Source organism: Allobosea sp. BE125 (assembly GCF_031456075.1).
In the GTDB taxonomy this organism is placed as follows: domain Bacteria; phylum Pseudomonadota; class Alphaproteobacteria; order Rhizobiales; family Beijerinckiaceae; genus Allobosea.
The window spans coordinates 59,849-81,448 of the sequence record NZ_JAVDTY010000011.1; the positions used below are offsets into that span (position 1 = coordinate 59,849).

The window sequence follows — 21,600 nt, forward strand, 5'->3', positions numbered from 1 at the left end:
CCACTTACCCCTTCATGTAGTCATGGATCTTCCGGCCGAAGGGCAAGGTCAGGTCGGCGATGAAATGGTGCGCGCCGATCACCTTTCGCACCGGCAGGTCGGCGACCGGCGCGTTGACATGCGGGATCAGATGGAGGCGGCCGGGGCCGATCCAGGAGCCCTTCACCGTGATGTCGGTGAGGTTCAGCGCCACGAGCTGGCAGATTTCGGGCTCGCCATCGACGCCGGGGATGATCTTGAGGTTGACCTGCGTCTTCGTCAGCATCGCTGTCGTCCTGACGCCATTGCCGGCCAGGCTCTCATGCTTGTAGCCCATCGTGCCCATGGCGACCTGCTGGCCGGCATATTCGAGCGTGCCGGTGAGCGTGTCCTTGACCACCTCCAGCTTGGGATGGGCGTATTTCTTGGGAAAGCCCCAGATCTCGCGGCCGGCCGCGATCGGCGGCTCGTCGTCAAGATACATCTGCGAGACGAAGGAGACCTCCTCCTCGCCGAACTTGCAGGGGATGACGATGCCGCTCTCGGTGTAGCTGCCGAAACCGGAGGAATCGGGCATCTTGATCCATTCATAGCTGACGATCGGCGTCGCCAACGGCATCAAGGGCTCGGGCAATTGATGGCGGATCGCCTCGGGGTCGGTCTCGTAGCTGATGACCATGTATTCGCGGTCGACGAAGCGGTAGGGCCCGGCCGGGTAGCTCGGCCCGGCCAGCGGCATCGAGGGCAGATCGAGGATGTCCTTGCGATTCATGACGATGTCGCCCCTTGGAGGTTTTGATCATTGCGCACGCGAAAAACCGGTCCCTGTTTTTCGCGCAATGCTCTGGCCTATTCAGCGGTCCAGCCGCCATCGATCGGGAGGATGACGCCGGTGATCGATTTCGCGGCGTCCGAGGCGAGGAAGACGGCAAGCGCGGCAACCTCCTCGCTGGTGACAAACTGCTTGGTCGGCTGGGCGTGCAGCAGCACGTCGTTGATGACCTGTTCCTTGGTGAGACCGCGCGCCGCCATGGTCTCCGGTATCTGCTTCTCGACCAGCGGCGTCCAGACATAGCCCGGGCAGATCGCGTTCGCCGTGACGCCGAAGGTCGCGGCCTCGAGCGCGACCGTCTTGGTCAGGCCGGCGATGCCGTGCTTGGCCGCGACATAAGCCGATTTGAACGGGGAGGCGACGAGCGCGTGGGCCGAGGCCGTGTTGATGATGCGGCCCCATTTGCGCGCCTTCATGCCGGGCAGGGCGGCGCGGATGGCGTGGAAGGCGGCCGAGAGGTTGATCGCGATGATCGCGTCCCATTTCTCGACGGGGAAGTCCTCGATCGGCGAGACGAACTGGATGCCGGCATTGTTGACCAGGATGTCGACCGAGCCGAATTCGCTTTCGGCATCAGTGATCATCGCGGCGATGGCGCCGCCATGGGCCATGTCGGCGGGGGAATAGCGTGCGGCGACGCCGAAATCGGTCTCGATGCCGGCGCGCTCCTTCTCGATGGCGTCTGGCGCGCCGAAACCGTTGATGACGATGTTGGCGCCCTCAGCCGCATAGGCGCGGGCGATGGCGAGGCCGATTCCGGAGGTCGAGCCGGTGACGACGGCGGTCTTGCCCTTCAGCATGCTGCTCTCTCCCTCCAAAGTCCGGATCGGTCCGCCGGCGCATGCTGCGCCGCAAAATCCGTGCCTGAGGCGTGGCGGGGGAAGCTGACGCGGCGATGAAGCTTGCCTGACGGGACGATGACAGCGGCTTGCGGGATGATGACGGTGTCTTGGCGTCATATCGCTGTCACCTGATATCGCTGTCTCCTGGGCGACATCGGCATTATCATTGTTGCAGTGCGATCAGCCTGAGGACATCCGCGCCATGAACGCTCCTCCCTCCGTCTCCCTCTCGGATAGCCGCTATCTTGGCTGGCGGCCCGAGCGCTGCGACCGCGTCGCACTCGTGCTTCAGGGCGGCGGCGCGCTCGGCGCCTATCAGGCGGGGGTCTATCAGGCGCTGCACGAGGCCGATATCGAGCCGGACTGGGTCTCGGGCGTCTCGATCGGCGCAATCAATTCAGCCTTGATCGCCGGCAATCCGCGCGAGCGCCGGCTGGAGCGCCTCAGGGCGTTCTGGGACCGCATCACCGATCGCAAGGTCTGGTGGTTCACGCCCGAGGGCGACATCTACCGCCAGGCGCGCAACGCGACCTCGTCCTTCTTCACCACTCTGCTGGGCCAGCCCGGCTTCTTCGAGCCACGCCGGACGAGCCCGCTCTTCGCGGCAGCCGGCGCGACCGACGCCACCAGCTTCTACGACACCTCGCCCTTGCGCGAGACGCTGCTGGAGCTGGTCGATTTCGATCTGATCAACCGCAAGGCGGTCAGGTTCTCGGTCGGGGCGGTCAATGCCGCCTCGGGCAATTTCGTCTATTTCGACAACGCCCAGGAGGCGATCGCGCCCGAGCATGTCATGGCGTCTGGTGCGCTGCCGCCGGCCTTCCCGACCGTGCAGATCGGCACCGAGCATTACTGGGATGGCGGCATCGTCTCCAACACGCCGCTGCAGCATCTCCTGGCGCAGGAGGACACGCTGAACTCGCTGATCTTCCAGGTCGACCTGTTCTCGGCACGTGGTCCGCTGCCGCGCACGCTGCAGGATGTGATGGGCCGGCAGAAGGACATCACCTATTCCTCGCGCACGCGCCTGACGACCGATCTGTTCGCGCTGATCCAGAACTGGAAGAAGAAGACACATCAGGCGCTCTCGAAAGTGCCCGATGACAGCCTGAGCGAGGAGGAGCGGACGCTGCGCGACGAGCTCGCATTGATGCCCGAACACACCATCCTGCAATTGATCTACCAGCAGAAATCCTATGAGGGCCATGCCAAGGATTACGAGTTCTCGCGCACCTCGATGCAGGAACACTGGAAGTCAGGCTATGAGGACACCAAGCAGACGCTGACCCGCAAGGACTGGCTGACGATCCCGCCCGACGGCGCCGGAATCGTGGCGCATGACGTGCACAGGGATTTCGAGCGGCGGTAAGCGCTTTCCATCCAAGTCACCCGTCATTGCGAGCGCAGCGAAGCAATCCAGGGGCCGCTGAGCGAGTCCTCCTGGATTGCTTCGTCGCTTTGCTCCTCGCAACGACGTTTCAAGCTGTGTGGAAAACGCTCCAAGTGGAGCGCACCGTCAGGCCATCTTTGCCGCAGCCGGCAGCCGGGCGCGCACCACGGCGCCGATCGCCGCAAGCGCGGCGGCGGTAAGCAGGGCGCCGAGCGTGAGATACCAGCCGACGGCCGACAGCCCGTAATTGCTGGCGAGCCAGGTCGCGATATAGGGCGCCAGCGACGCGCCGACGATGCCGCCGAGATTGAAGGTCAGCGAGGCGCCGGTATAGCGCACGGCGGTGGGGAAGAGCTCGGCCAGCGCGGTGCCGAGCGGGCCGTAGGTGAAGCCCATCAAGCCGAAGCCGAGCACGAAGAACAGCGTGATCGCGGTCAGGTTGCCGGGAATAAACAGCGGCGTGAACAGGAAGCCGTAGGCCGCGATCGCCAGCGTGGTCCAGAACAGCACCCGGCGATTGCCGAAGCGGTCGGCGAGCAGGGCCGAAAGCGGGATCGCCAGCCCGAAGAAGACGACGCCGATCATCTGCACCGGCAGGAACTGCCCGCGCGCATAGCCCAGCGCCGTGGTGCCCCAGCTCAGCGAGAACACCGTCATCAGATAGAACAGCACGAAGGTCGCCAGCGCCGCGATGGTGCCGAGCAGGAGATGGGCCTTGTGCTGCGACACCACCGCGACGATCGGCATGCGGACGCGCTCATGCTTGTCGATCGCCTTCTGGAATTCGGGCGTCTCGGTCAGGCGCAGCCGGACATAGAGCCCGACGAAGACCAGAAGCGCGCTGGCCAGGAAGGGAATGCGCCAGCCGAAGGAATAGAACTGCGCGTCGCTGAGCAGGTCGGTCAGCAAAAGGAAGCTGCCGGTGGCGCAGATGAAGCCGATCGGCGCGCCGAGCTGCGGGAACATGCCGTACCAGGCCTGCTTGCCGGGAGGGGCGTTCTCGGTGGCGAGCAGCACGGCTCCGCCCCATTCGCCGCCGAGCCCGAGGCCCTGGCCGAGACGGCACAGCGCCAGCAGCAGTGGAGCGAGGACGCCGACGCTGGCATAGGTCGGCAGCAAGCCGATCACGACCGTCGAGAGGCCCATCGTCATCAGGGCGGCGACGAGCGTGGCCTTGCGCCCGATCCTGTCGCCGAAATGCCCGAAGATCGCCGCGCCGATCGGCCGCGCGAAGAAGGCGATCGCGAAGGTCGCCAGCGATTGCAGCATCGCCGAGGTCGCGTCCCCGCCGGGGAAGAACAGCTTTGGGAACACCAGCACGGCGGCGGTGGCGTAGATGTAGAAGTCGAAGAACTCGATCGTCGTGCCGATGAGGCTGGCGAAGAGGATGCGGGCCGGCGAATTGGCGGGAGCGGCAACGGGGGACGACACGGGACGGCTTTCGATGAGCGAGCTTGGGAAGCTGGCGGCCATAGCGGAAAGCCGATTGGCAATCAATGCGCTGAACGCATGTCTGTCGTCATATAATTGCGCTGATATGCTGTCTCTGCATTACTTCATTGCCGATGGCCGCTCCGTCCTCAAGTGCCTCAGGCATCTTTACCTCAGGCGCCCTTGCCCAATTCCACTGGCACCGAGAAGGAGCGCTTCACCTGCCCGAGCGCGAAGCTCGACTCGATCGAGGCGACATTGTCGAGTCGGGTCAGCTTGTCCTTGAGGAAGCGCTCATAGGCGGCGAGGTCGCTGACGATGATGCGCAGCAGGTAATCGCGCGGCCCGGTCATCAGATAGCAATCGGCGACCTCGGGCCAACGGGCGACGATGGCGGCGAAGCGGTCGAGCTCCTCCTCGCGCTGGCGCTCGAGCTTGATCGAGGCGAAGACCGAGACCGGCAGGCCGAGCTTGTCCTGGTCGACGACCGCGACATAGCCCTTGATCACGCCGGCCTCCTCCAGCAGCCGGACGCGCCGCGCACAAGGGCTTGGCGAGAGCCCGACCTTGCCGGCGAGATCCTGAATGCTCATGCGCCCGTCGGCCTGGAGAGCCTGGACGATGCGGCGGTCGATGTCGTCGAGCTTATGATCTGGCATGGTTCGCTGTTTCCGGCCCGGTGATAGCACGAGCCGCTAGAGCCGGATGATGTCAGACGGTGTCACAAAGTGACTCCGTCTGACATCTGAATCCGTCTCTCATCCAGGAGTGAGAGCAGGATCAATACGAAAAACCGGTGCCCATTTTTTCGCATCCTGCTCTTGCGCGGCATCGCCTCCACGTTTCATTGCCTCGGGTGCGAAGGCTGTCGCTTTCCCGCAACAGTTGCAGGAACTCGGCTTTGCCGCTGTGAGTGCAGGTTGTTGAAAGCGGGCGGCTCAACTACCGGCGGTCTCTCTGTTTCCGGGGAGGCCACATGCTCGTCCGTCTCATTGTCGCAACGTTTTTCGCAGTCGGGCTCGCTGGCTGCGTCACCGTGTCGAACCCGCTGACGCAGGAACAGCGCGAGGCGCTGCGGCTAGCCTCCGTCGCCGTCGAGGTCGATCCGGCAGCGACCTTGTGGTGGGGCGATGGCGACCGGGCCTATGCCCGCAGCAAGGGTCTGCCGGAAACGGAGTCGGAAGCCTTGTCGAAGACGCCGGAGGCACGCGCCTTCATCGCCAAGGCCGCAGAGGGTAAGATTGCCGCTGCGCTTGAACGCGAGCTCAAGCCGGCGCTCGCCGGCCAACAGCCCGTCAAGGTCATGGTGACTTTGCGCAATCTCCGCGTGACTTCAATCATCCAGCGAATCCTGGTCGGTGGACCTCATGAGATGACGGCGGGCGTAACGGTCGTCGACGCGAAGAGCGGCAGGCCGATCCTGTCCCACCCAGGGTTGCGGGCGATCGCACGCGCCGGCGAGGGGATCGGCGGCACGTTCGTCGACGCGGCCTTCCTGCCCGATCCGATCGATCGGCTGACGGGAAATTTCGCCGAGGACTTCACGAGCTGGCTCCTGCAGCGGCCGGGCCCGACGCCGCCGCCCAAGTGATTGGTGAGAGTCCGGCCTTGCCCGCGAGATCCTGAATGCTGATGCGCCCGTCGGCCTGGAGGGGGGGGCGATGCGGCGGTCGATGTCGTCTAATCTGTGCTCTGGCATAGTCTCTCGCGTTCCTGCCCAGGATTAGCGGAAACCACCAATTGAGGAAGGTGCGGCTCACGTCTTTAGCTGCCAACGCTGCGGAAACCATGCATGATCACGGCCTCTTTTGGAGGCACATGCATGTCCGACCCGCGCCTGCCCATTCTCGCCGAGCTGGAAAAGAAGATTCTCTGGCTCGCCTCCTGGACGATCCACAACGCCAATCACCTCCGCGCCAGCGAGGACGGCATGAAGGTCGGCGGGCATCAGGCCTCCTCGGCCTCGCTCTGCACGATCATGACGGCGCTCTACATGGCGGCGCTGAGGCCGCAGGACCGGGTCGCGGTGAAGCCGCATGCCTCGCCGATCTTCCACGCCATCAACTATCTGATGGGGCTGCAGACGCGCGAGAAGCTGGAGAATTTCCGCGGCTACAAGGGCGCGCAGAGCTATCCCTCACGCACCAAGGACATCGACGATGTCGATTTCTCCACCGGCTCGGTTGGTCTGGGCGTCGCGCAGACGCTGTTTTCCTCGCTGGTGCAGGACTACGTCAAGGCGCATGGCTGGGGCGAGAAGCGCCAGGACGGCCGCATGGTCGCGCTGATCGGCGATGCCGAGCTCGACGAAGGCAACATCTTCGAGGCCCTGATGGAGGGCTGGAAGCACGGCCTGCGCAACACCTGGTGGGTGATAGACTATAACCGCCAGTCGCTCGACGCCGTCATCCGCGAAGGGCTTTATGACCGCTTCGAGCAGATGTTCAGGAATTTCGGCTGGGATGTCGTCACGCTGAAATACGGCTCGCTGCAGCAGGCCGCCTTCAAGGAGAAGGGCGGCGAGCGGCTGAAGGCCTGGATCGATTCCTGCCCGAACCAGCTTTATTCCGCCCTGACCTTCCAGGGCGGGGCGGCCTGGCGCAAGCGGCTGATGGACGATCTCGGCGATCAGGGGCCGGTCACCAAGCTGATCGAGAGCCGCTCCGATGCCGAATTGTCCAGGCTGATGTGCAATCTCGGCGGCCATGACCTGCCCTCGATCCTGGAAGCCTTCGAGGCGATCGACCATGACCGGCCGGTCTGTTTCCTGGCCTACACCGTCAAGGGTTTCGGGCTGCCGCTGGCCGGGCACAAGGACAACCATGCCGGGCTGATGACCAAGGACCAGATGGAGGGCTTCAAGACCGCCAATACGGTCCGGCCCGGCCATGAATGGGATCTGTTCGAGGGGCTGAACCTGCCCGAGAACCAGATCCGCACCTTCCTCGACAAGGTGCCGTTCTTCGCAGAGGGCCGGCGCCGCAAGAGCGCGCCGAAATTGCCGGTGCCCGAGACGCTGGAGGCCGGCATCCAGGCAACGATGTCGACCCAGATGGGCTTCGGCAAGATCCTGGACGATCTCGCCAAGCGCGGCGGGCCCTTGGCCGACCGCATCGTCACGACCGCGCCCGACGTCACCGTTTCGACCAATCTCGGGCCATGGGTCAACCGGCGCGGCCTGTTCGCCAGGGCGGAGATGGCCGACACTTTCAAGGACGAGCGCATCCCCTCGATGCAGAAATGGGAGTTCTCGCCCAAGGGCCAGCATATCGAGCTGGGCATCGCCGAGATGAACCTGTTCATCAATCTCTCGGCGCTGGGGCTGTCGCATTCGATCTTCGGCGAGCGCCTGATCCCGATCGGCACGCTCTACGACCCGTTCATCTCGCGCGGCTTGGATGCGCTGAACTATGCCTGCTACCAGGATGCGCGCTTCATGGTGGTGGCGACGCCCTCGGGCGTCACGCTCGCGCCCGAGGGCGGCGCGCATCAGTCGATCGCCACGCCCCTGATCGGAATGAGCCAGGATGGGCTGTGCGCCTTCGAGCCGGCCTTCGTCGACGAGCTTTCGGTAATGATGCGCTGGTCCTTCGACTATCTGCAGAGGGATGGCGAGGGCGATCCCAATGAGCGGACCTGGCTGCGCGACGAGACCGGCGGCTCGGTCTATCTGAGGCTCTCGACGCTGCAGCTCGAGCAGCCGAAGCGGGCGATGACGCCGGAGCTCGAGCACGCGATCATCGACGGCGCCTATTGGCTGCGCAAGCCCGGCCCCAACGCCTCGGTGGTGGTCGCCTATACCGGCGCTGTCGCGGCGGAGGCGATCGAGGCCGTCGGGTTGCTCGGCGAGGACCGGCGGGATGTCGGCCTGCTCGCGATCACCTCGGCCGACCGGCTCAATGCCGGCTGGCAGGCGGCCGAGCGGGCGCGCCAGCGCGGCAACCAGCAGGCGACGAGCCATATCGAGCGCCTGCTCGGGGAGCTGTCGCGCGATTGCGGCATCGTCTCGGTGCTGGACGGGCATCCCGCCACGCTGGCCTGGCTCGGCAGCGTGCATGGCCACAAGCAGAAGGCGCTCGGCGTCGAGCATTTCGGCCAGACCGGCACGGTCGCCGACCTCTACCGCCATTTCGGCATCGACGCGAATGCGATCGTGCATGCCGCCCAGGCTGCGGCTCCGGGCCGGCCGGTGCGCTATCTGAAGGCGCTGCCGTAAGCATCAGGCGCCGTTCTGGGGCGGCGCATAGCGCCGACCCGAGAATCCCATGACAACAAGATGCTGGTTTTCGAGATGGTCGGGTCAAGCCCGACCATGACGATCGCGCTCAGAAGCGCGGGGTCGAGAAGCTGTTGGCGAAGGGGTTGGCGCCGGAGCCGACGCGGCTCGGCAAGGTGCCTTCGCCGTAGAATTCGCCGGTGCTGGCATAGACCGGGGCGGCGGCGAAATGCTGGCTGGCGTAATTATTCATCGAGCCGACCGGCACGACATTGCCGAGGTCGAAATAGCTGCGCTTCTGCACGGTGATGCGCAGCGGGCCGCGGCGATTCTGCGCCTCGGCGATCGTCGTCGCGACGGTCAGCGCCACGAGCGAGAGGCCGAAGCCGGCGGCGAAACGCTGGAAGGAACGCATGACGAAAGGTCTCCTGAGGCGACGGGCGGCGGGGCATCGGTCACGATGCGGGATGACGCGACGATACACCTTCGTAGTTAACGCTTTTGTTCGCGCCCGCCAGAGGCAACGCACGTGAAAGTGAGATTTTGCGTTTCTAGCGATTTCAAGGGCCGTTTTGGGACACACAGCCCCCGTCCTGAGGAGCCGCGCAACGACATCTCGAAGGGCGTTTCAGAGAGCGCGGAAACACCCCTGGAGACGCGGATTTCGTCCGCTCTTCAGGATAGGGACTTCGCGCGTTCTGAGGTCAGCGTTAGCGTCTAGCGGCGGTCTTCAGCGCGGGGGCGGTGCCGTCGGCGTCGAGCCAGGATGCCTTGCGGCCGGTGGCCGAGAGGCGCGGCGGCGCGCAGGCCGGCTGGCGGGCGAGCTCGGTGCGCGAAAAGGCTGAGCGCAGGGCCTTGTCCTCGCCGGCGGCGAGCAGGTCGATCCGGTCGATCAGGCAGACCAATTGCTGGCGGTCGGCCGGGCGACCGGGCGCGCCGCACCACCAGCCGCTGAGGCCGAGCGGCAGGTCGCCGGTGCTCTTCATGTCACCGGGACTCTTGCGGAAGGCGATGCAAGGGCGGCTGGCGTCGCCGTCGCTCAGCGTCGTATCGGCTGTTTCAACCGTGCCGAAGCGGGTCTCGATCGAGGTCGCAACGCCGCTGCGCTGGATCGACATGCCGCGCTCGGAGGCCTCGCGCACCAAGGCTATGACGAAGGGCTGGGGCCGCGCCTCGCTGTTATGGGTGACGAGCAGGCGCAACCGCAGATGTGGCTTGTCGGCATCAAAGGCGCCGAAGCTCAGCGTGTCCTGGCGGCGGGCGCCGTCCTGGCTGCGCATCGCCTCATAGCTCGGCTGCTGGCGGTCGAGCTCGGGCGATTCCAGGCCGAACATCGCGATCGGCCGGGCGATCTTGAGCCAATTGTCGCCAATGAGCGCCTGCTGGCGCGGCTCCAGGAGCACGTCGCGGACCGGTCGGCTCTCGCTGGCGGCGGGAATCGTCAGGCTGGCGAGGCGCGGCTCGCTGTCGCCGGCAGCGGACAAGGCGGTGATGAGGCTCGCCGTCAGGCCGATGCCGGTCAGGGCGGCAAGCCCGCGCCAGATCAATCCGCCGGTCAGGCCGAGGCCGCGGCGGCCGAAGGCGGCGAAGGCGCCGCGCAGCAGCATGGCGAAGCCGGTCTCGATCGCATCGGCGCAGCGGATCAGAGTCGCGACCCCGTCGAAACGAGCGAGGCGAGGCCTGCTGCGATCAACCGCGGCGGAGGCGATCCGGCCGGTAGCCTTGGCAGCGGTTGCGACAGCCGGCCAATACGAGCGGAGCCTGCCGAACAGGAGCGATGCGAGATGACGCGACACGACCGGAACTCACCTTAGTGGTTAGTGGCCGCGTCGTGTGCGCGGCTCGGCTTCACCCGCTCGGAGACTGGCCGGCTGTGAGTCAGCGCCGGGTTACCGCCGGCGGGCGATCCGGAAACAGCGTAAACCCGAGGTCAAGGAGCAGGGTTAATCGCGGGGGACGTTGACTTTTGGCCGCCTTGGGTGTTTTGACTTGGCGCAAGGCGCGCGGGGAAACCTGCCTTGCGCCGACGCGAAGCCTTCAGCCCTTCGGGATTGGCCCTGTGAACGTCCGTCAGACGACGAAACGCACGACCAAAACGACGACCGGTAAAACGGTTACGTCGCGCTGACCTTCGCCTCGGTTCCGGGTTCTCTCCCCCCGGCGGGGATATTCGCCGAACCTGCTTCACATCATCGAGCGGGCCGGCACCCCAGGGGAGACCAAACCGGTTTCATCCAAAAGGACCATCACAATGAGCTTCAAGGTCGCGATTGTCGGCGCCACGGGTAATGTGGGCCATGAGATGCTCGATATCCTGGCCGAGCGCGCTTTCCCGGTCAGCGAGGTCGTAGCGCTCGCCTCGTCCCGGTCTATCGGCACCGAGGTGTCCTTCGGCGACAAGGTCCTGAAGGTGAAGGCGCTGGAGCATTACGACTTCTCCGATACCGATATCTGCCTGATGTCGGCCGGCGGCGAGGTCTCCAAGGAATGGTCGCCCAAGATCGGCGCGCAGGGCTGCGTCGTGATCGACAACTCCTCGGCCTGGCGCATGCATCCCGACGTGCCGCTGATCGTGCCGGAGGTGAACGCCGCTGCTGCCGCAGGCTTCACCAAGATGAACATCATCGCCAATCCGAACTGCTCGACCGCCCAGCTCGTCGTCGCCCTGAAGCCGCTGCACGACAAGTATGTGATCAAGCGCGTCGTCGTCTCGACCTATCAGTCGGTCTCCGGCGCCGGCAAGGAGGCGATGGACGAGCTCTTCAACCAGACGCGCTCGATCTTCGCCGCCGGCGAGATGACCACCAAGAAGTTCCCCAAGCGCATCGCCTTCAACCTCATCCCGCAGATCGACGTCTTCATGGAAGACGGCTTCACCAAGGAAGAGTGGAAGATGATGGCGGAGACCAAGAAGATCCTCGATCCGAAGATCAAGCTGACCGCGACCTGCGTGCGCGTGCCGGTCTTCATCAGCCATTCCGAGAGCGTCAACATCGAGTGCGAGAAGCCGGTCACGGCCGATGAGGCGCGCGAGGTGCTGCGCACCGCTCCCGGCATCCTCGTCATCGATAAGCACGAGCCTGGCGGCTACATCACCCCGCATGAGGCGGCCGGCGAGGATGCGACCTATATCTCGCGCATCCGCGAGGACAATACGGTCGAGAACGGCCTCGCCTTCTGGTGCGTTTCCGACAATCTGCGCAAGGGCGCGGCGCTGAACGCGGTGCAGATCGCCGAGGTGCTGATCAACCGCAAGCTGATCCAGCCGCGCAAGCAGGCGGCGTGAAGCGAGGCGCAGTCATCGGCTGATCGAGGCGGGCCATGAGCCCGCCTTTGTCTTGATGGGTCCTGTGGCTGTGGCCATGCCCGGGCGCGGCCATGCATGGTCGCCGTTCGATCTTTGCGCAACGCGGGGCCGATCAAATCGATTAGCGTCGCGTTTCAATCCTGCGCGTCGATGATTTGCCAAACGCTCCCCACCCAGAACCGACACCCTTGCCGCCTGTGACGGCGGCGTTGCCGCCGCGTCGCGACAATGCCTTTCGCGGCATCGGGCTGATCCTGCTGTCGACTTTCTTCCTGACCGCGTCGGACGTGGTCTCGAAGCTGCTCACCATCACGGTGCCGCCGCTGCAGATCACCTGGCTGCGCTACGGCGTCTTCACCGTGATCATGCTCGCCATCGTGGCGCGCAGCGGCGGCCTGGAGCGGTTGCGGACGCGCAAGCCGATGCTGCAATTTCTGCGCGGCCTCGGAGTCACTGCCTCCTCGATCCTGTTCGTGATCGGGCTCAAATATCTGCCGATCGCCGACGCCACGGCGACGAGCTTCATCGCGCCCTTGTTCGTCACGGCCTTGTCGATCCCGATCCTGGGCGAAACCATCGGCTGGCGGCGCTGGACCGCGACGCTGGTCGGGCTGCTCGGCGTGCTGATCGTGGTGCGTCCGGGCGGGGCCGGCTTCCAGCTCGCCTCGCTGCTGCCGGTCGTCTCGGCCTCGACCTGGGCCTTCGCGCTGATCGTGACCCGGATGATGAGCCGGACCGAGAGCCCGCTGACGACCTTGGCCTATTCGGCGCTGATCGGCTTTGCGATCGTCAGCGCGGTGATGCCCTTCGCCTGGCAGCCTTTGACGGCGGAGATGCTCTGGCTCGGCGTCTTCGTTGGTACCACCTCGACGGTAGGCCACTGGCTGGTGGTGCAGGCCTTCCGCCACGCCGACGCTTCGCTGCTGGCGCCGTTCTCCTATATGCAATTGCTCTGGGCCGCGATCTTCGGCTTTTTCCTGTTCGCCGTCCTGCCCGACATCTGGACGCTGGTCGGCGCGGTGATCATCGCCGGGTCAGGCCTCTACACCGCGCATCGCGAGCGCATCAAGGCGCGGCTGCTGAGCGTCTGAGACCGGACCGCTTCCGGCATCCTGCTCGCTCCGGGGCGCGGGTCACCGCAGCGGGGTGCTGGGTTAGGCGGAGGCCGTATAGTCCTGTAATATGCGGGGCCGGCGTGAAAAGCAGGCACCCTCTCTCAAGGACAGTCTCGATGCCATCCGCTTTCATCCGCGCCGTTGTGACGGCCGCTTGCCTCGTCGCGTCTCCGCTATTCGCAGAGGCCAAGACCTATTCGATCCCCGACCCCAATCCGGTCGCGGTGATCACGCTGCCGGATGGTTGGGAATCGAGCGAGATCGACAAGGGCGTGCAGTCTACTTCGGAGGACGAGACCGTCTATGTCTCCGTCGAGGTCACCGAGCTCAAGGATGCGGCGCAGGCGATCGCCGACGCGGTCAAATGGCTGAAGAGCAAGGATGTCGTCATCGACCAGGCGAGCCAGGAGCAGAAGCCTTTCTCGATCAACGGCCTCGAAGGTGTCCAGGTCAAATGGAACGGCAAGGACGAGGATGGTCCGACGCATGTCAGCCTGACGCTGCTGCAGGTGACCGATACCAAGGGCCTCGTCCTGACCTATTGGGCTTCGCCCGAGGGCGAGACCGAGAATCTCAAGGACCTCTCCAGCATCATCAATAGCCTCAAGGGCCTGAAGTAACGCGGAGCTGCAGGGCTCTCATCGAGGAGTTCGAGCAGGATCAATGCGAAAACCGGTTCCACTTTTTCGCATCCTGCTCTAGGCGCCCCGCAGGCTCAGGCCTCGATGCGTTGATCACGCATCGAGGCTTCCGGCCCACCCCGGCGCTGAAGCTGAGTGCGCGATGAGACGTAACTGGCGATGGCGCGTTCCAGGCGCCGCACCCCCTCGGTGATGACCTCCGGTGAGCTCCGGGTGAAATTGACCCGCATCGCGAAGCGGTCCTGGCCGGTGAAATCGAAGACGCTGCTGGGAACGAAGGCGACCTTCTCCTCGACGGCGAAGCGGTAGAGCTCGTCAGTGTCGATCGCCTGGTTCCTGGCCCGCATCCAGACGAACATGCCGCCGACCGGCACCTCCCACTCGAACCATTCGCTCAGGCGCAGGGTCGCCTCATGGCACAAGGCGTCGCGCCGCTCCCGGTAAAGCGGAACGATTGCCTTGGCATGCTCGCTGTCGAAATCCTGTTCGAGCAGTTCGAGCGTGATCGCCTGGGTCAGCATGCTGCTGCTGAGATCGGTCGCCTGTTTCGCGAGCGTCAGCGCCTGGATCATGCCGGGTTCGGCGATGATCCAGCCGACGCGCAGGCCGGGAACCAGGCTCTTGGAGACGGTGCCGAGATAGATCACCGGGCCGTCATAGGCGCGCGAATGCCGCGCGACATAATGGCCAAGGATGCTCTGGCCGGGCGGCCCGTCCAATTGGATCGTTCTGTAGGGATCGTCCTCGACGAGCCATGTGCCGGCAGTCAGCACCTTGTCGAGCAAGGCGGCGCGGCGCTCCTGTGAAACCAGCACCCCGGTCGGGTTGGAGTAGTTGGGTACAGCGTAGGCGAATTTGGCCCGGGCGAGGGCATCGTCGAAACCGGGTTCCTGCAGATCCCAGTCGAGCGTGTGGTAGAGCGGCGCGCGCGGGCGCCAGGCGTCGAGCGCGCCGAGATAGGTCGGCGATTGCGCAACGATCAGATCGCCGGGATCGACCAGCACCTTGCCGATCAGATCGAGCCCCTGCATCGAGCCGCTGGTCAGCAGCACGTTCTCAGGCGTGAAATGCCCGCCGGTCTCGGCCGAGATGCGCGCCGCGATCAGCCGGCGCAGGGCAGGAAAGCCCTCGATGGCACCATATTCGAGGACCGCCGGCCCGTGCCGTTCGAGCGCACGCTGCGTCGCGGACTGGATCGCCGCGAGTGGATAGAGCTCTGCCGCGGGCAGGCCGCCGGCGAGGCTCACCACATCGGGGCGGCCACCAAAGGCGAGGAATTGCTGGGAGATGCTGTTGCTCGTCTTGAGCCATTGCGCGCAGTCCGGGCGTTTCCCGGCTGCCGGGCCTTTCGAGATCGTCATGTCCTGTTGCTCCTGCTTGGCAGACAATAGCGGTCGCGATCGGAGAGAGTCCGTGCAATGTTTCGCGCAAGTGCCGGGTGATAGAGCGTTAATCGCTCGAAACCCGATCTTTGAGAGCGAAAAAACCTCATGGTCGAATTGGATCAGATCGACCGCCGAATCCTGGCCGCCCTGCAGGCCAATGGGCGGATCTCGAATCTGGAGCTGGCCGAGCAGGTCGGGCTGTCGCCGACGCCGTGCAGCCGGCGCATCAAGCGCCTCGAGGAAACCGGCGTGATCGAGGGCTATGCGGCGCGGATCAGCCCCGCCGCGCTCGGCTTCGGCATTTGCGTGATGGTCAGCGTGCGCCTCGCCAAGCAAAGCCCGGATGCGGCGAGCCAGTTCCTGACTGCGATCCAGGGACGGCCCGAGATCACGGAATGCCTGCTGGTGACCGGCAATGTCGATTATCTTGTTCGAGTCTGGGTCAAGGATATCGAGGCGCTCAGGAGTTTCATCACCGAGGCGCTGCAATCGATCCCCTGCGTCGCCGAAACCTCGACGATGGTCATCCTGGAGGCGACGACGTCGAACCGGCTTCTGTCGGTTCCGGGCAAGGCCAGGCTCAGAACATAACCTCGCGCGTCGCTACCAATGTCAGGGCGCTGCCGGCCCGGCGACCGCCGGGAGGTCGGTCGCCGGAATCGGTGCGGAAAACCAGCGGCGGCCGAGCCAGAGCGCGACATGGACGAGCAGGACGAGGACCGGCACCTCGACCAGCGGGCCGATCACGGCAGCAAAGGCAACCGGCGAGGCGAGGCCGAAGCTGGAGATCGCAACCGCGATCGCCAGCTCGAAATTATTGCCGGAGGCGGTGAAGGCGACGGCCGTGGTGCGGGGATAGTCGGCCTCGATCCATTTGCCCATGGCGAAGCTGAGCAGGAACTGCAGCACGAAATACAGCGCCAGCGGGATTGCGATCCGCACCGCGTCGAAAGGCAGGCGCACCAGATCGCCGCCCTTCAGGCCGAACATCGCGACGATGGTGAAGAGCAGCGCGGCCAGCGTGACTGGCCCGATGCGCGGCAGGAAGGTGCCCTCGTACCATTCCTGGCCTCGGCGCGCGGTCAGGATGCGCCGCGTCAGGTAACCGGCCAGGAAGGGGATGCCGAGATAGATCGCAACCGCTTGCGCGATCGTCCAGAAGCTGACCGCGACGACGCTGCCCTCCAGCCCGAACAGTGGCGGCAGGACGCTGAGGAAGAACCAGGCATAGACGCTGAAGAACAGGATCTGGAAGAGCGAGTTGAAGGCGACGAGGCCGGCGACATATTGGTTGTCGCCCTTGGCGAGCTGGTTCCAGACCAGCACCATGGCGATGCAGCGCGCGAGCCCGATCAGGATCAGCCCGGTCATGTAGTGTGGCTGGTCGCGCAAGAAGATCACCGCCAGCGCGAACATCAGGACGGGGCCGATCAGCCAGTTCTGGACCAGCGACAGCGCCAAAACGCGCTTGTCGGCGAAGACGGCCGGCAACTCCTCATAGCGGACGCGCGCCAGCGGCGGGTACATCATCAGGATCAGGCCGATCGCGATCGGGATGTTGGTCGTGCCGATCGAGAGGCTCTCGAGCGCGGTGGGCAGGCCGGTGAAGACCGTGCCCAGGGCGATGCCGAGCGCCATCGCCGCAAAGATCCAGAGCGTGAGGTAACGATCGAGGAAGGAGAGCCTTTCGGGCGCAGGCGTGGTCGTCATTCCGAAATCCTCGTTCCGGTCTCGTCGATGACGCGCTCGCCGTCCTCCTTGGCGAAAGCGCCCTTCTGGGCCGCGGGCAGCAGGTCCAGCACGGCTTCCGAGGGCCGGCAGAGCCTGACGCCGAGGCCTGAGACCACCAGCGGCCGGTTGATCAGGATGGGATGCGCCATCATCGCGTCGATCAGCGCATCACCGGGCAAGGACATGTCGCCAAGGCCAAGCTCGGCATAGGGCGTGCCCTTCTCGCGCAGCAGATCGCGGGGCGCCATGCCGGCGCGGGCGATCAGCTCGACCAGCAGCGCTCTTGCCGGGGGCGTCTTCAGATATTCCACGACATGCGGCTCGATGCCGGCATTGCGGATCAGCGCCAGCGTGTTGCGCGAGGTGCCGCAGGCTGGATTGTGGTAGATGACGATATCGGTGCTCATGGGGGGGCCACTCAGCAGCACGGGGTCAGCTCGGCGATCAACGGCGCGCAGAGCTCGGGCTTTCCGGCGCAGCAATCCTTGACGAGGAAGAGGGTCAGCGCGCGCAAGCCATCCAGATCGGCGCGATAGACGATCGAGCGGCTATGCCTTTCCGACCTGACGAGCCCTGCGCGCGACAGGGTCGCCAGATGCGCCGACATGGTGTTCTGCGGCACCTGGAGAAGGCGGGCGATCTCGCCGGCGGCCAGGCCTGCGGGCTCATGGCGAACCAGCAGTCGGAAGCTGTCGAGGCGGGTCGCCTGCGCCAAGGCGCCGAGCGCAATGATGGCTGCTTCTGATTCCATATATCCAGATTAATGGATATTATGAATCATGCAAGCGCAGCATTTTCCGAAAGACAGCCGTCTCGGTTTGCCGATGAGGGTTCGCGATGGCCGCCCTTGCCTGACGCCCTGCCGGTCATGCTAGCCTCACGGACTTGCAGGAGGTCGGAATGGACAGCGCATCACAATCGGCGAGAGAGGCTTTCGAGGCTGCCCTTGGCACGCTGAAAACGGCGCTCGCCCATGTCGCCAATGGCGATGTCGGACCGATCAAGGCGTTTTACTCGCATCGCGACGACGCGACCAGCTTCTATGGTTGGGGCGGGTATGAAAAGGGCTGGGACGAGGTCTCGCAGCGCTGGGACTGGGCGGCGGAACGCTTCAAGGGCGGCACGGTCAGCCACAGGAACATCACCACCGTGGTGGGGGCCGATCTTGCCTATACGACCGATATCGAGACCTTCAGCGTCAAAATGTCCGGCATGGAGCAGCCGACGCAATGGTCGAACCGGGTCACCCATGTGTTCCGGTTCGAGGATGGCGGCTGGCGCCTGCTGCACCGGCACGCGAACCGGCTCGAGGATCAATACGAGCCGTCGAAGCGTTTGAGCGCGCGTTAGACTGCACCGCTTGAATCGTCATTGCGAGGAGCGTCAGCGACGAAGCAATCCAGGAGGGCTCGCTCTACGTCCCCTGGATTGCTTCGTTGCACTCGCAATGACGGTGTGGTTCCGAACCAGGGCGCCGCGCAGATGTCAGCGCCCGTGGGATGGCCCGCCGGTCAGGTGAAATACGGTGTGAGATTTGCCCGGATGCGGTCCAGGACGGTTGCGCCGGAGAGATCGGGTGCAAAGCTCTGGCCCGTGATCATCTCATAGGCCTGGATGTAGACGCGCGAGGTCTGTTCGACGAGCTCGGCGGGAATCGCCGGGATCGGGTCCTTATAGGGGTCGCAGCGCGCCGCGACCCAGGCACGGACGAAGTCCTTGTCGAAGCTGACCGGTCGCGTTCTCTCAGTCAGGCTCTTCTCATAGCTCTCAGTGACCCAGTAGCGGCTGCTGTCGGGCGTGTGGATCTCGTCGGCGAGGATGATGGCGCCGGTCTTATCCGTGCCGAATTCGTATTTGGTGTCGACGAGGATCAGGCCGCGCTCGGCGGCGCGGGCCTGGCCGCGCGCAAACAGCGCCAGCGCATAGCGCGAGACGCTGTCCCACTGTTCCTGGCTCAACAGCCCCTGCGACAGAATCTCGGCGCCGGACAAAGGCTCGTCATGGCCGCCGTCGAAGGCCTTGCTGGTTGGGGTGATGATGGCTTCGGGCAGCTTTTCATTGTCGCGCAGACCGTCAGGCAGGCGTAAGCCGTACATCTCGCGTTCGCCGTTCCTGTATTTCGTCAGGATCGAGGTGCTGGTCGTCCCGGCGAGATAGCCGCGCACGACGATCTCGACCGGGAGGATGTCGAGCCTGGTGCCGATCACGACATTGGGGTCGGGATAGGCGAGCACATGGTTGGGGCAGATATCGGCGGTTTCCTCGAACCAGTAGCGCGCCGTCTGGGTCAACACCTGCCCCTTGAACGGTATGGCGGTCAGGATCAGGTCGAAGGCGCTCAGGCGGTCGGTCGCGATGATGATGCGGCGGCCATCGGGCAGATCGTAATTCTCGCGGACCTTGCCGTTGTAGCGGTTCGGCAGTTCCGGAATGAACGCATCTGACAGAACGCGGGAATCGCTCATCGGGGGTCTTTCGCTGGAATGCTAGGCTTGCAACCGCTTAAAATCGTGCGGGCCTGCGGGGTCAAGCGGGATCTGGCGGTGAGGCCTCGTGGCAAATCGGCTCAAGGACAATTGGAAAGATCAGCCCTCATCCTGAGGAGCCGCGTAAGCGGCGTCTCGAAGGATGGTTCTGGCGGCTCCGGAACCATCGGGAGCATCCTTCGAGACTAAGCCTGTGGCGCTCCTCAGGATGAGGGCCGAGGGGGCTCAAGCCTTCGATTTTCCAGCGTCTCGCGCATAGTGGGCGAGGAACATCGCGACGGCCGAGGCGACGACGCGCTTGATCTCGGCCTCGGGGGCGGGGCTGCGCTTGGCGTTGAACAGGCGCGGGCGCACCAGGGTGGACTGGCAGAGATCGGCGAATTGCACGGCTGCGAGCTCGGTGTCGTCGATGTCGAGCACGCCCTTCTCGACCTGGCGGGCAAGGTAACCCGCCAGGCATTGGGTGCCGTATCCAGGGCCGCGCTCGTAGAATTCCTTGCCGAGATCGGGCATGCGCTCGGCGACGCCGAGCACGATGCGGTGGGCGCTGACGGCGAAATCGCCGACCAGCATGCGCGCCAGCCCCTCGCCGAAGCCCGTCAGCCCATGAGCGAGATCGAGATCGCTATTCAAGATCTCGTAAAGGCCGCGCTTCTGCGCCTCGCGCTCGCGCTCGATCAGCGCGACGAAGAGATGCTCCTTATCCTCGAAATAGACATAGAGCGTGCTCTTGGAGACATTCGCGGCGGCCGCGATGTCGCTCACGCTTGCCGCATCGAAGCCGCGCGCCGTGAAGACCTCGTGCGCGCCATCGAGAATCTGGCGGCGCTTGTCGGGGTCTGCTCCCGCGATGCGCCGATTTCGCGATGTCGGCTTAACCGCCCGCTCAAGTGTTTCGCTCATACTGCCCGTCCGGCGCCTCTCGGCCGCCTCTGAAAAAAGAATCGAACCAGCTGGTTCGATTCCTCTTGATATGCGTCATCGATGGCGCTATTTCAACCGAAATCGAACCTACCGGTTCGAATTGAATATCGCCAGGATGTTTCCATGTCCGCCGAGACCATCACCGAGCAGCGTCGCGACCGGCTGAAGCTGGTCGACCCCGCAATGGATACCACACAACCTGCCCATGCCCGCCAGACTGGCGAGGCAGCGCCCCCCGCGGCGGAGACGACTGCCGCGCCGAAGGCGAAGCGCGGCGGGGTGCGCCGGGTCGGCCTGATGCTGCTGGCAACGGCTGCGGTGGGCGTTGGTGCCTGGTACGGCGTCGACTGGTGGAAGAATGGCCGCTTCATCGTCTCGACCGACGACGCCTATGTCGGCGCCGAGATGGCGACGATCTCGGCCAAGCTCGCGGCCAATATCGCGACGGTCTCCGTGGTGCAGAACCAGGAGGTCAAGGCCGGCCAGCCGCTGGTGGCACTCGACGATGGCGACTGGCGCCTTGCGCTCGACAGCGCCAAGGCCAAGAGCGCGACCGCCACCGCGACGCTGCTGCGCATCGACAGCCAGATCGAAGCCGGCCGCGCCGCGCTGGTGCAGGCGCGCGCCCAGCAGACTTCGGCCGAAGCGGCTGTCACCCGCACGGCTGCCGATTTCGATCGTGCCAACAGCCTTGCCGCCAAATCCTATGGTTCGCAGGCCACGCTCGACGGCGCCAGGGCGGCGCGCGACCAGGCTGTCGCCTCTCTGGCGAGCGCCAAGGCCGGCGTCGTGCAGGCCGACGCCAATGTCGAGGTGCTGAAGGCGCAGAGCGTCGAGGCGGCTCGCCAGGCCGACGAACTCAGGGTGGCCGAGCAGAAGGCTGCGCGCGACCTCACCTTCACCAGGATCGCCGCGCCGATCGACGGCCTCGTCGCCAACACCAATGTCCAGCTCGGCGATCTTGTCAGCGCCGGCAAGCGCCTGATGTCGATCGTCCCGCTCGACCAGGTCTATGTCGATGCGAATTTCAAGGAGACGCAGGTCGGCCCGCTGAAGATCGGCGACAAGGCCTCGATCACGGTCGATGCGCTGCCCGGCCAGGTCTTCGAGGGCAAGGTCAGCGGCATCGCCGGCGGAACGGGCTCGGTCTTCACGCTGCTGCCGCCCGACAATGCCACGGGCAACTTCACCAAGATCGTCCAGCGTGTGCCGGTGCGCATCGCGCTTGCGCCGGAATCAGCGGGCAAGCATGTGCTGCGCCCGGGCATGTCGGTCGTGGTGAGCATCGATCCGCGGCCTGCTTCGCAGCGCTGAGGCATCG

The 21,600-nt window shown here is 65.0% G+C and carries 21 protein-coding genes; 9 read left to right on the forward strand and 12 right to left on the reverse strand.

The window, feature by feature from the left end:
- Positions 1 to 4 precede the first annotated feature (4 nt).
- Both J2Y55_RS22425 and J2Y55_RS22430 read right to left on the reverse strand, forming a co-directional pair.
- Positions 5 to 751: an acetoacetate decarboxylase gene (locus tag J2Y55_RS22425; protein ID WP_310158140.1), complete on the reverse strand. Its 747-nt coding sequence runs from the start codon at positions 749 to 751 to the stop codon at positions 5 to 7.
- A gap of 77 nt (positions 752 to 828) precedes the next feature.
- Positions 829 to 1,611 carry a 3-hydroxybutyrate dehydrogenase gene (locus tag J2Y55_RS22430; RefSeq protein ID WP_310158142.1) on the reverse strand — a complete coding sequence of 261 codons (783 nt, stop codon included), beginning with the start codon at positions 1,609 to 1,611 and terminating at the stop codon, positions 829 to 831.
- A 244-nt stretch (positions 1,612 to 1,855) separates the two neighbouring features.
- Between J2Y55_RS22430 and J2Y55_RS22435 the strand changes: the two genes are divergently transcribed.
- Positions 1,856 to 3,022: a patatin-like phospholipase family protein gene (locus J2Y55_RS22435; RefSeq protein ID WP_310158144.1), complete on the forward strand. Its 1,167-nt coding sequence runs from the start codon at positions 1,856 to 1,858 to the stop codon at positions 3,020 to 3,022.
- Between the two features lie 147 nt (positions 3,023 to 3,169).
- On the opposite strand, the gene J2Y55_RS22440 is transcribed toward J2Y55_RS22435, so the two are convergent.
- Positions 3,170 to 4,516 carry an MFS transporter gene (locus tag J2Y55_RS22440; RefSeq protein WP_310158145.1) on the reverse strand — a complete coding sequence of 449 codons (1,347 nt, stop codon included), beginning with the start codon at positions 4,514 to 4,516 and terminating at the stop codon, positions 3,170 to 3,172.
- A 131-nt stretch (positions 4,517 to 4,647) separates the two neighbouring features.
- On the reverse strand, positions 4,648 to 5,133 hold the full coding sequence (locus J2Y55_RS22445; RefSeq protein WP_310158147.1) for an Lrp/AsnC family transcriptional regulator: 486 nt from the start codon (positions 5,131 to 5,133) through the stop codon (positions 4,648 to 4,650).
- A 317-nt stretch (positions 5,134 to 5,450) separates the two neighbouring features.
- Between J2Y55_RS22445 and J2Y55_RS22450 the strand changes: the two genes are divergently transcribed.
- Both J2Y55_RS22450 and J2Y55_RS22455 read left to right on the forward strand, forming a co-directional pair.
- Positions 5,451 to 6,065 (forward strand): hypothetical protein, encoded by a 615-nt coding sequence (locus J2Y55_RS22450; RefSeq protein WP_310158149.1) that lies wholly within the window; start codon positions 5,451 to 5,453, stop codon positions 6,063 to 6,065.
- Between the two features lie 231 nt (positions 6,066 to 6,296).
- Positions 6,297 to 8,690, forward strand: a complete 2,394-nt coding sequence (locus tag J2Y55_RS22455) for a transketolase-like TK C-terminal-containing protein (RefSeq protein ID WP_310158151.1) — start codon at positions 6,297 to 6,299, stop codon at positions 8,688 to 8,690.
- Between the two features lie 109 nt (positions 8,691 to 8,799).
- On the opposite strand, the gene J2Y55_RS22460 is transcribed toward J2Y55_RS22455, so the two are convergent.
- On the reverse strand, positions 8,800 to 9,105 hold the full coding sequence (locus J2Y55_RS22460) for a hypothetical protein (RefSeq protein WP_310158153.1): 306 nt from the start codon (positions 9,103 to 9,105) through the stop codon (positions 8,800 to 8,802).
- 295 nt (positions 9,106 to 9,400) lie between these two features.
- Complete coding sequence (locus tag J2Y55_RS22465; RefSeq protein ID WP_310158155.1) at positions 9,401 to 10,486, reverse strand: hypothetical protein; 1,086 nt, start codon at positions 10,484 to 10,486, stop codon at positions 9,401 to 9,403.
- A 455-nt stretch (positions 10,487 to 10,941) separates the two neighbouring features.
- Between J2Y55_RS22465 and J2Y55_RS22470 the strand changes: the two genes are divergently transcribed.
- From J2Y55_RS22470 to J2Y55_RS22480, 3 genes are all read left to right on the forward strand, one after another.
- Positions 10,942 to 11,976, forward strand: coding sequence for an aspartate-semialdehyde dehydrogenase (locus J2Y55_RS22470; protein ID WP_069688946.1), 1,035 nt, complete (start codon positions 10,942 to 10,944; stop codon positions 11,974 to 11,976).
- 218 nt (positions 11,977 to 12,194) lie between these two features.
- Complete coding sequence (locus J2Y55_RS22475; protein WP_310158381.1) at positions 12,195 to 13,088, forward strand: DMT family transporter; 894 nt, start codon at positions 12,195 to 12,197, stop codon at positions 13,086 to 13,088.
- 140 nt (positions 13,089 to 13,228) lie between these two features.
- Positions 13,229 to 13,732: a hypothetical protein gene (locus tag J2Y55_RS22480; RefSeq protein WP_310158156.1), complete on the forward strand. Its 504-nt coding sequence runs from the start codon at positions 13,229 to 13,231 to the stop codon at positions 13,730 to 13,732.
- A gap of 95 nt (positions 13,733 to 13,827) precedes the next feature.
- Here the strand turns inward: J2Y55_RS22480 and J2Y55_RS22485 are convergent, their stop codons facing one another.
- Entirely contained in the window at positions 13,828 to 15,114 is a 1,287-nt protein-coding gene (locus J2Y55_RS22485) for an aminotransferase-like domain-containing protein (RefSeq protein WP_310158157.1), read from the reverse strand.
- Between the two features lie 129 nt (positions 15,115 to 15,243).
- Here J2Y55_RS22485 and J2Y55_RS22490 point away from each other — a divergent pair, with 129 nt between their 5' ends.
- Positions 15,244 to 15,729, forward strand: a complete 486-nt coding sequence (locus tag J2Y55_RS22490) for an Lrp/AsnC family transcriptional regulator (RefSeq protein ID WP_310158158.1) — start codon at positions 15,244 to 15,246, stop codon at positions 15,727 to 15,729.
- A gap of 21 nt (positions 15,730 to 15,750) precedes the next feature.
- Here J2Y55_RS22490 and arsB read toward each other — a convergent pair whose 3' ends face one another.
- The 3 genes from arsB to J2Y55_RS22505 are packed head-to-tail and all read right to left on the reverse strand — an operon-like array spanning position 15,751 to position 17,620.
- Positions 15,751 to 16,848, reverse strand: a complete 1,098-nt coding sequence (arsB, locus tag J2Y55_RS22495) for an ACR3 family arsenite efflux transporter (protein WP_310158159.1) — start codon at positions 16,846 to 16,848, stop codon at positions 15,751 to 15,753.
- Positions 16,845 to 17,276 (reverse strand): arsenate reductase (glutaredoxin), encoded by a 432-nt coding sequence (gene arsC / locus J2Y55_RS22500; protein ID WP_310158160.1) that lies wholly within the window; start codon positions 17,274 to 17,276, stop codon positions 16,845 to 16,847. Before arsC ends, arsB begins: the two co-directional genes overlap by 4 nt.
- An 11-nt stretch (positions 17,277 to 17,287) precedes the next feature.
- Positions 17,288 to 17,620, reverse strand: coding sequence for an ArsR/SmtB family transcription factor (locus tag J2Y55_RS22505; RefSeq protein ID WP_310158161.1), 333 nt, complete (start codon positions 17,618 to 17,620; stop codon positions 17,288 to 17,290).
- A 149-nt stretch (positions 17,621 to 17,769) separates the two neighbouring features.
- Between J2Y55_RS22505 and J2Y55_RS22510 the strand changes: the two genes are divergently transcribed.
- On the forward strand, positions 17,770 to 18,219 hold the full coding sequence (locus J2Y55_RS22510) for a YybH family protein (protein WP_310158162.1): 450 nt from the start codon (positions 17,770 to 17,772) through the stop codon (positions 18,217 to 18,219).
- A 161-nt stretch (positions 18,220 to 18,380) separates the two neighbouring features.
- On the opposite strand, the gene J2Y55_RS22515 is transcribed toward J2Y55_RS22510, so the two are convergent.
- On the reverse strand, positions 18,381 to 19,334 hold the full coding sequence (locus J2Y55_RS22515) for a phosphoribosylaminoimidazolesuccinocarboxamide synthase (RefSeq protein WP_310158163.1): 954 nt from the start codon (positions 19,332 to 19,334) through the stop codon (positions 18,381 to 18,383).
- A gap of 246 nt (positions 19,335 to 19,580) precedes the next feature.
- Entirely contained in the window at positions 19,581 to 20,258 is a 678-nt protein-coding gene (locus J2Y55_RS22520; protein ID WP_310158164.1) for a TetR/AcrR family transcriptional regulator, read from the reverse strand.
- Between the two features lie 144 nt (positions 20,259 to 20,402).
- Here J2Y55_RS22520 and J2Y55_RS22525 point away from each other — a divergent pair, with 144 nt between their 5' ends.
- Positions 20,403 to 21,593: an HlyD family secretion protein gene (locus tag J2Y55_RS22525; protein ID WP_310158165.1), complete on the forward strand. Its 1,191-nt coding sequence runs from the start codon at positions 20,403 to 20,405 to the stop codon at positions 21,591 to 21,593.
- Positions 21,594 to 21,600 lie beyond the last annotated feature (7 nt).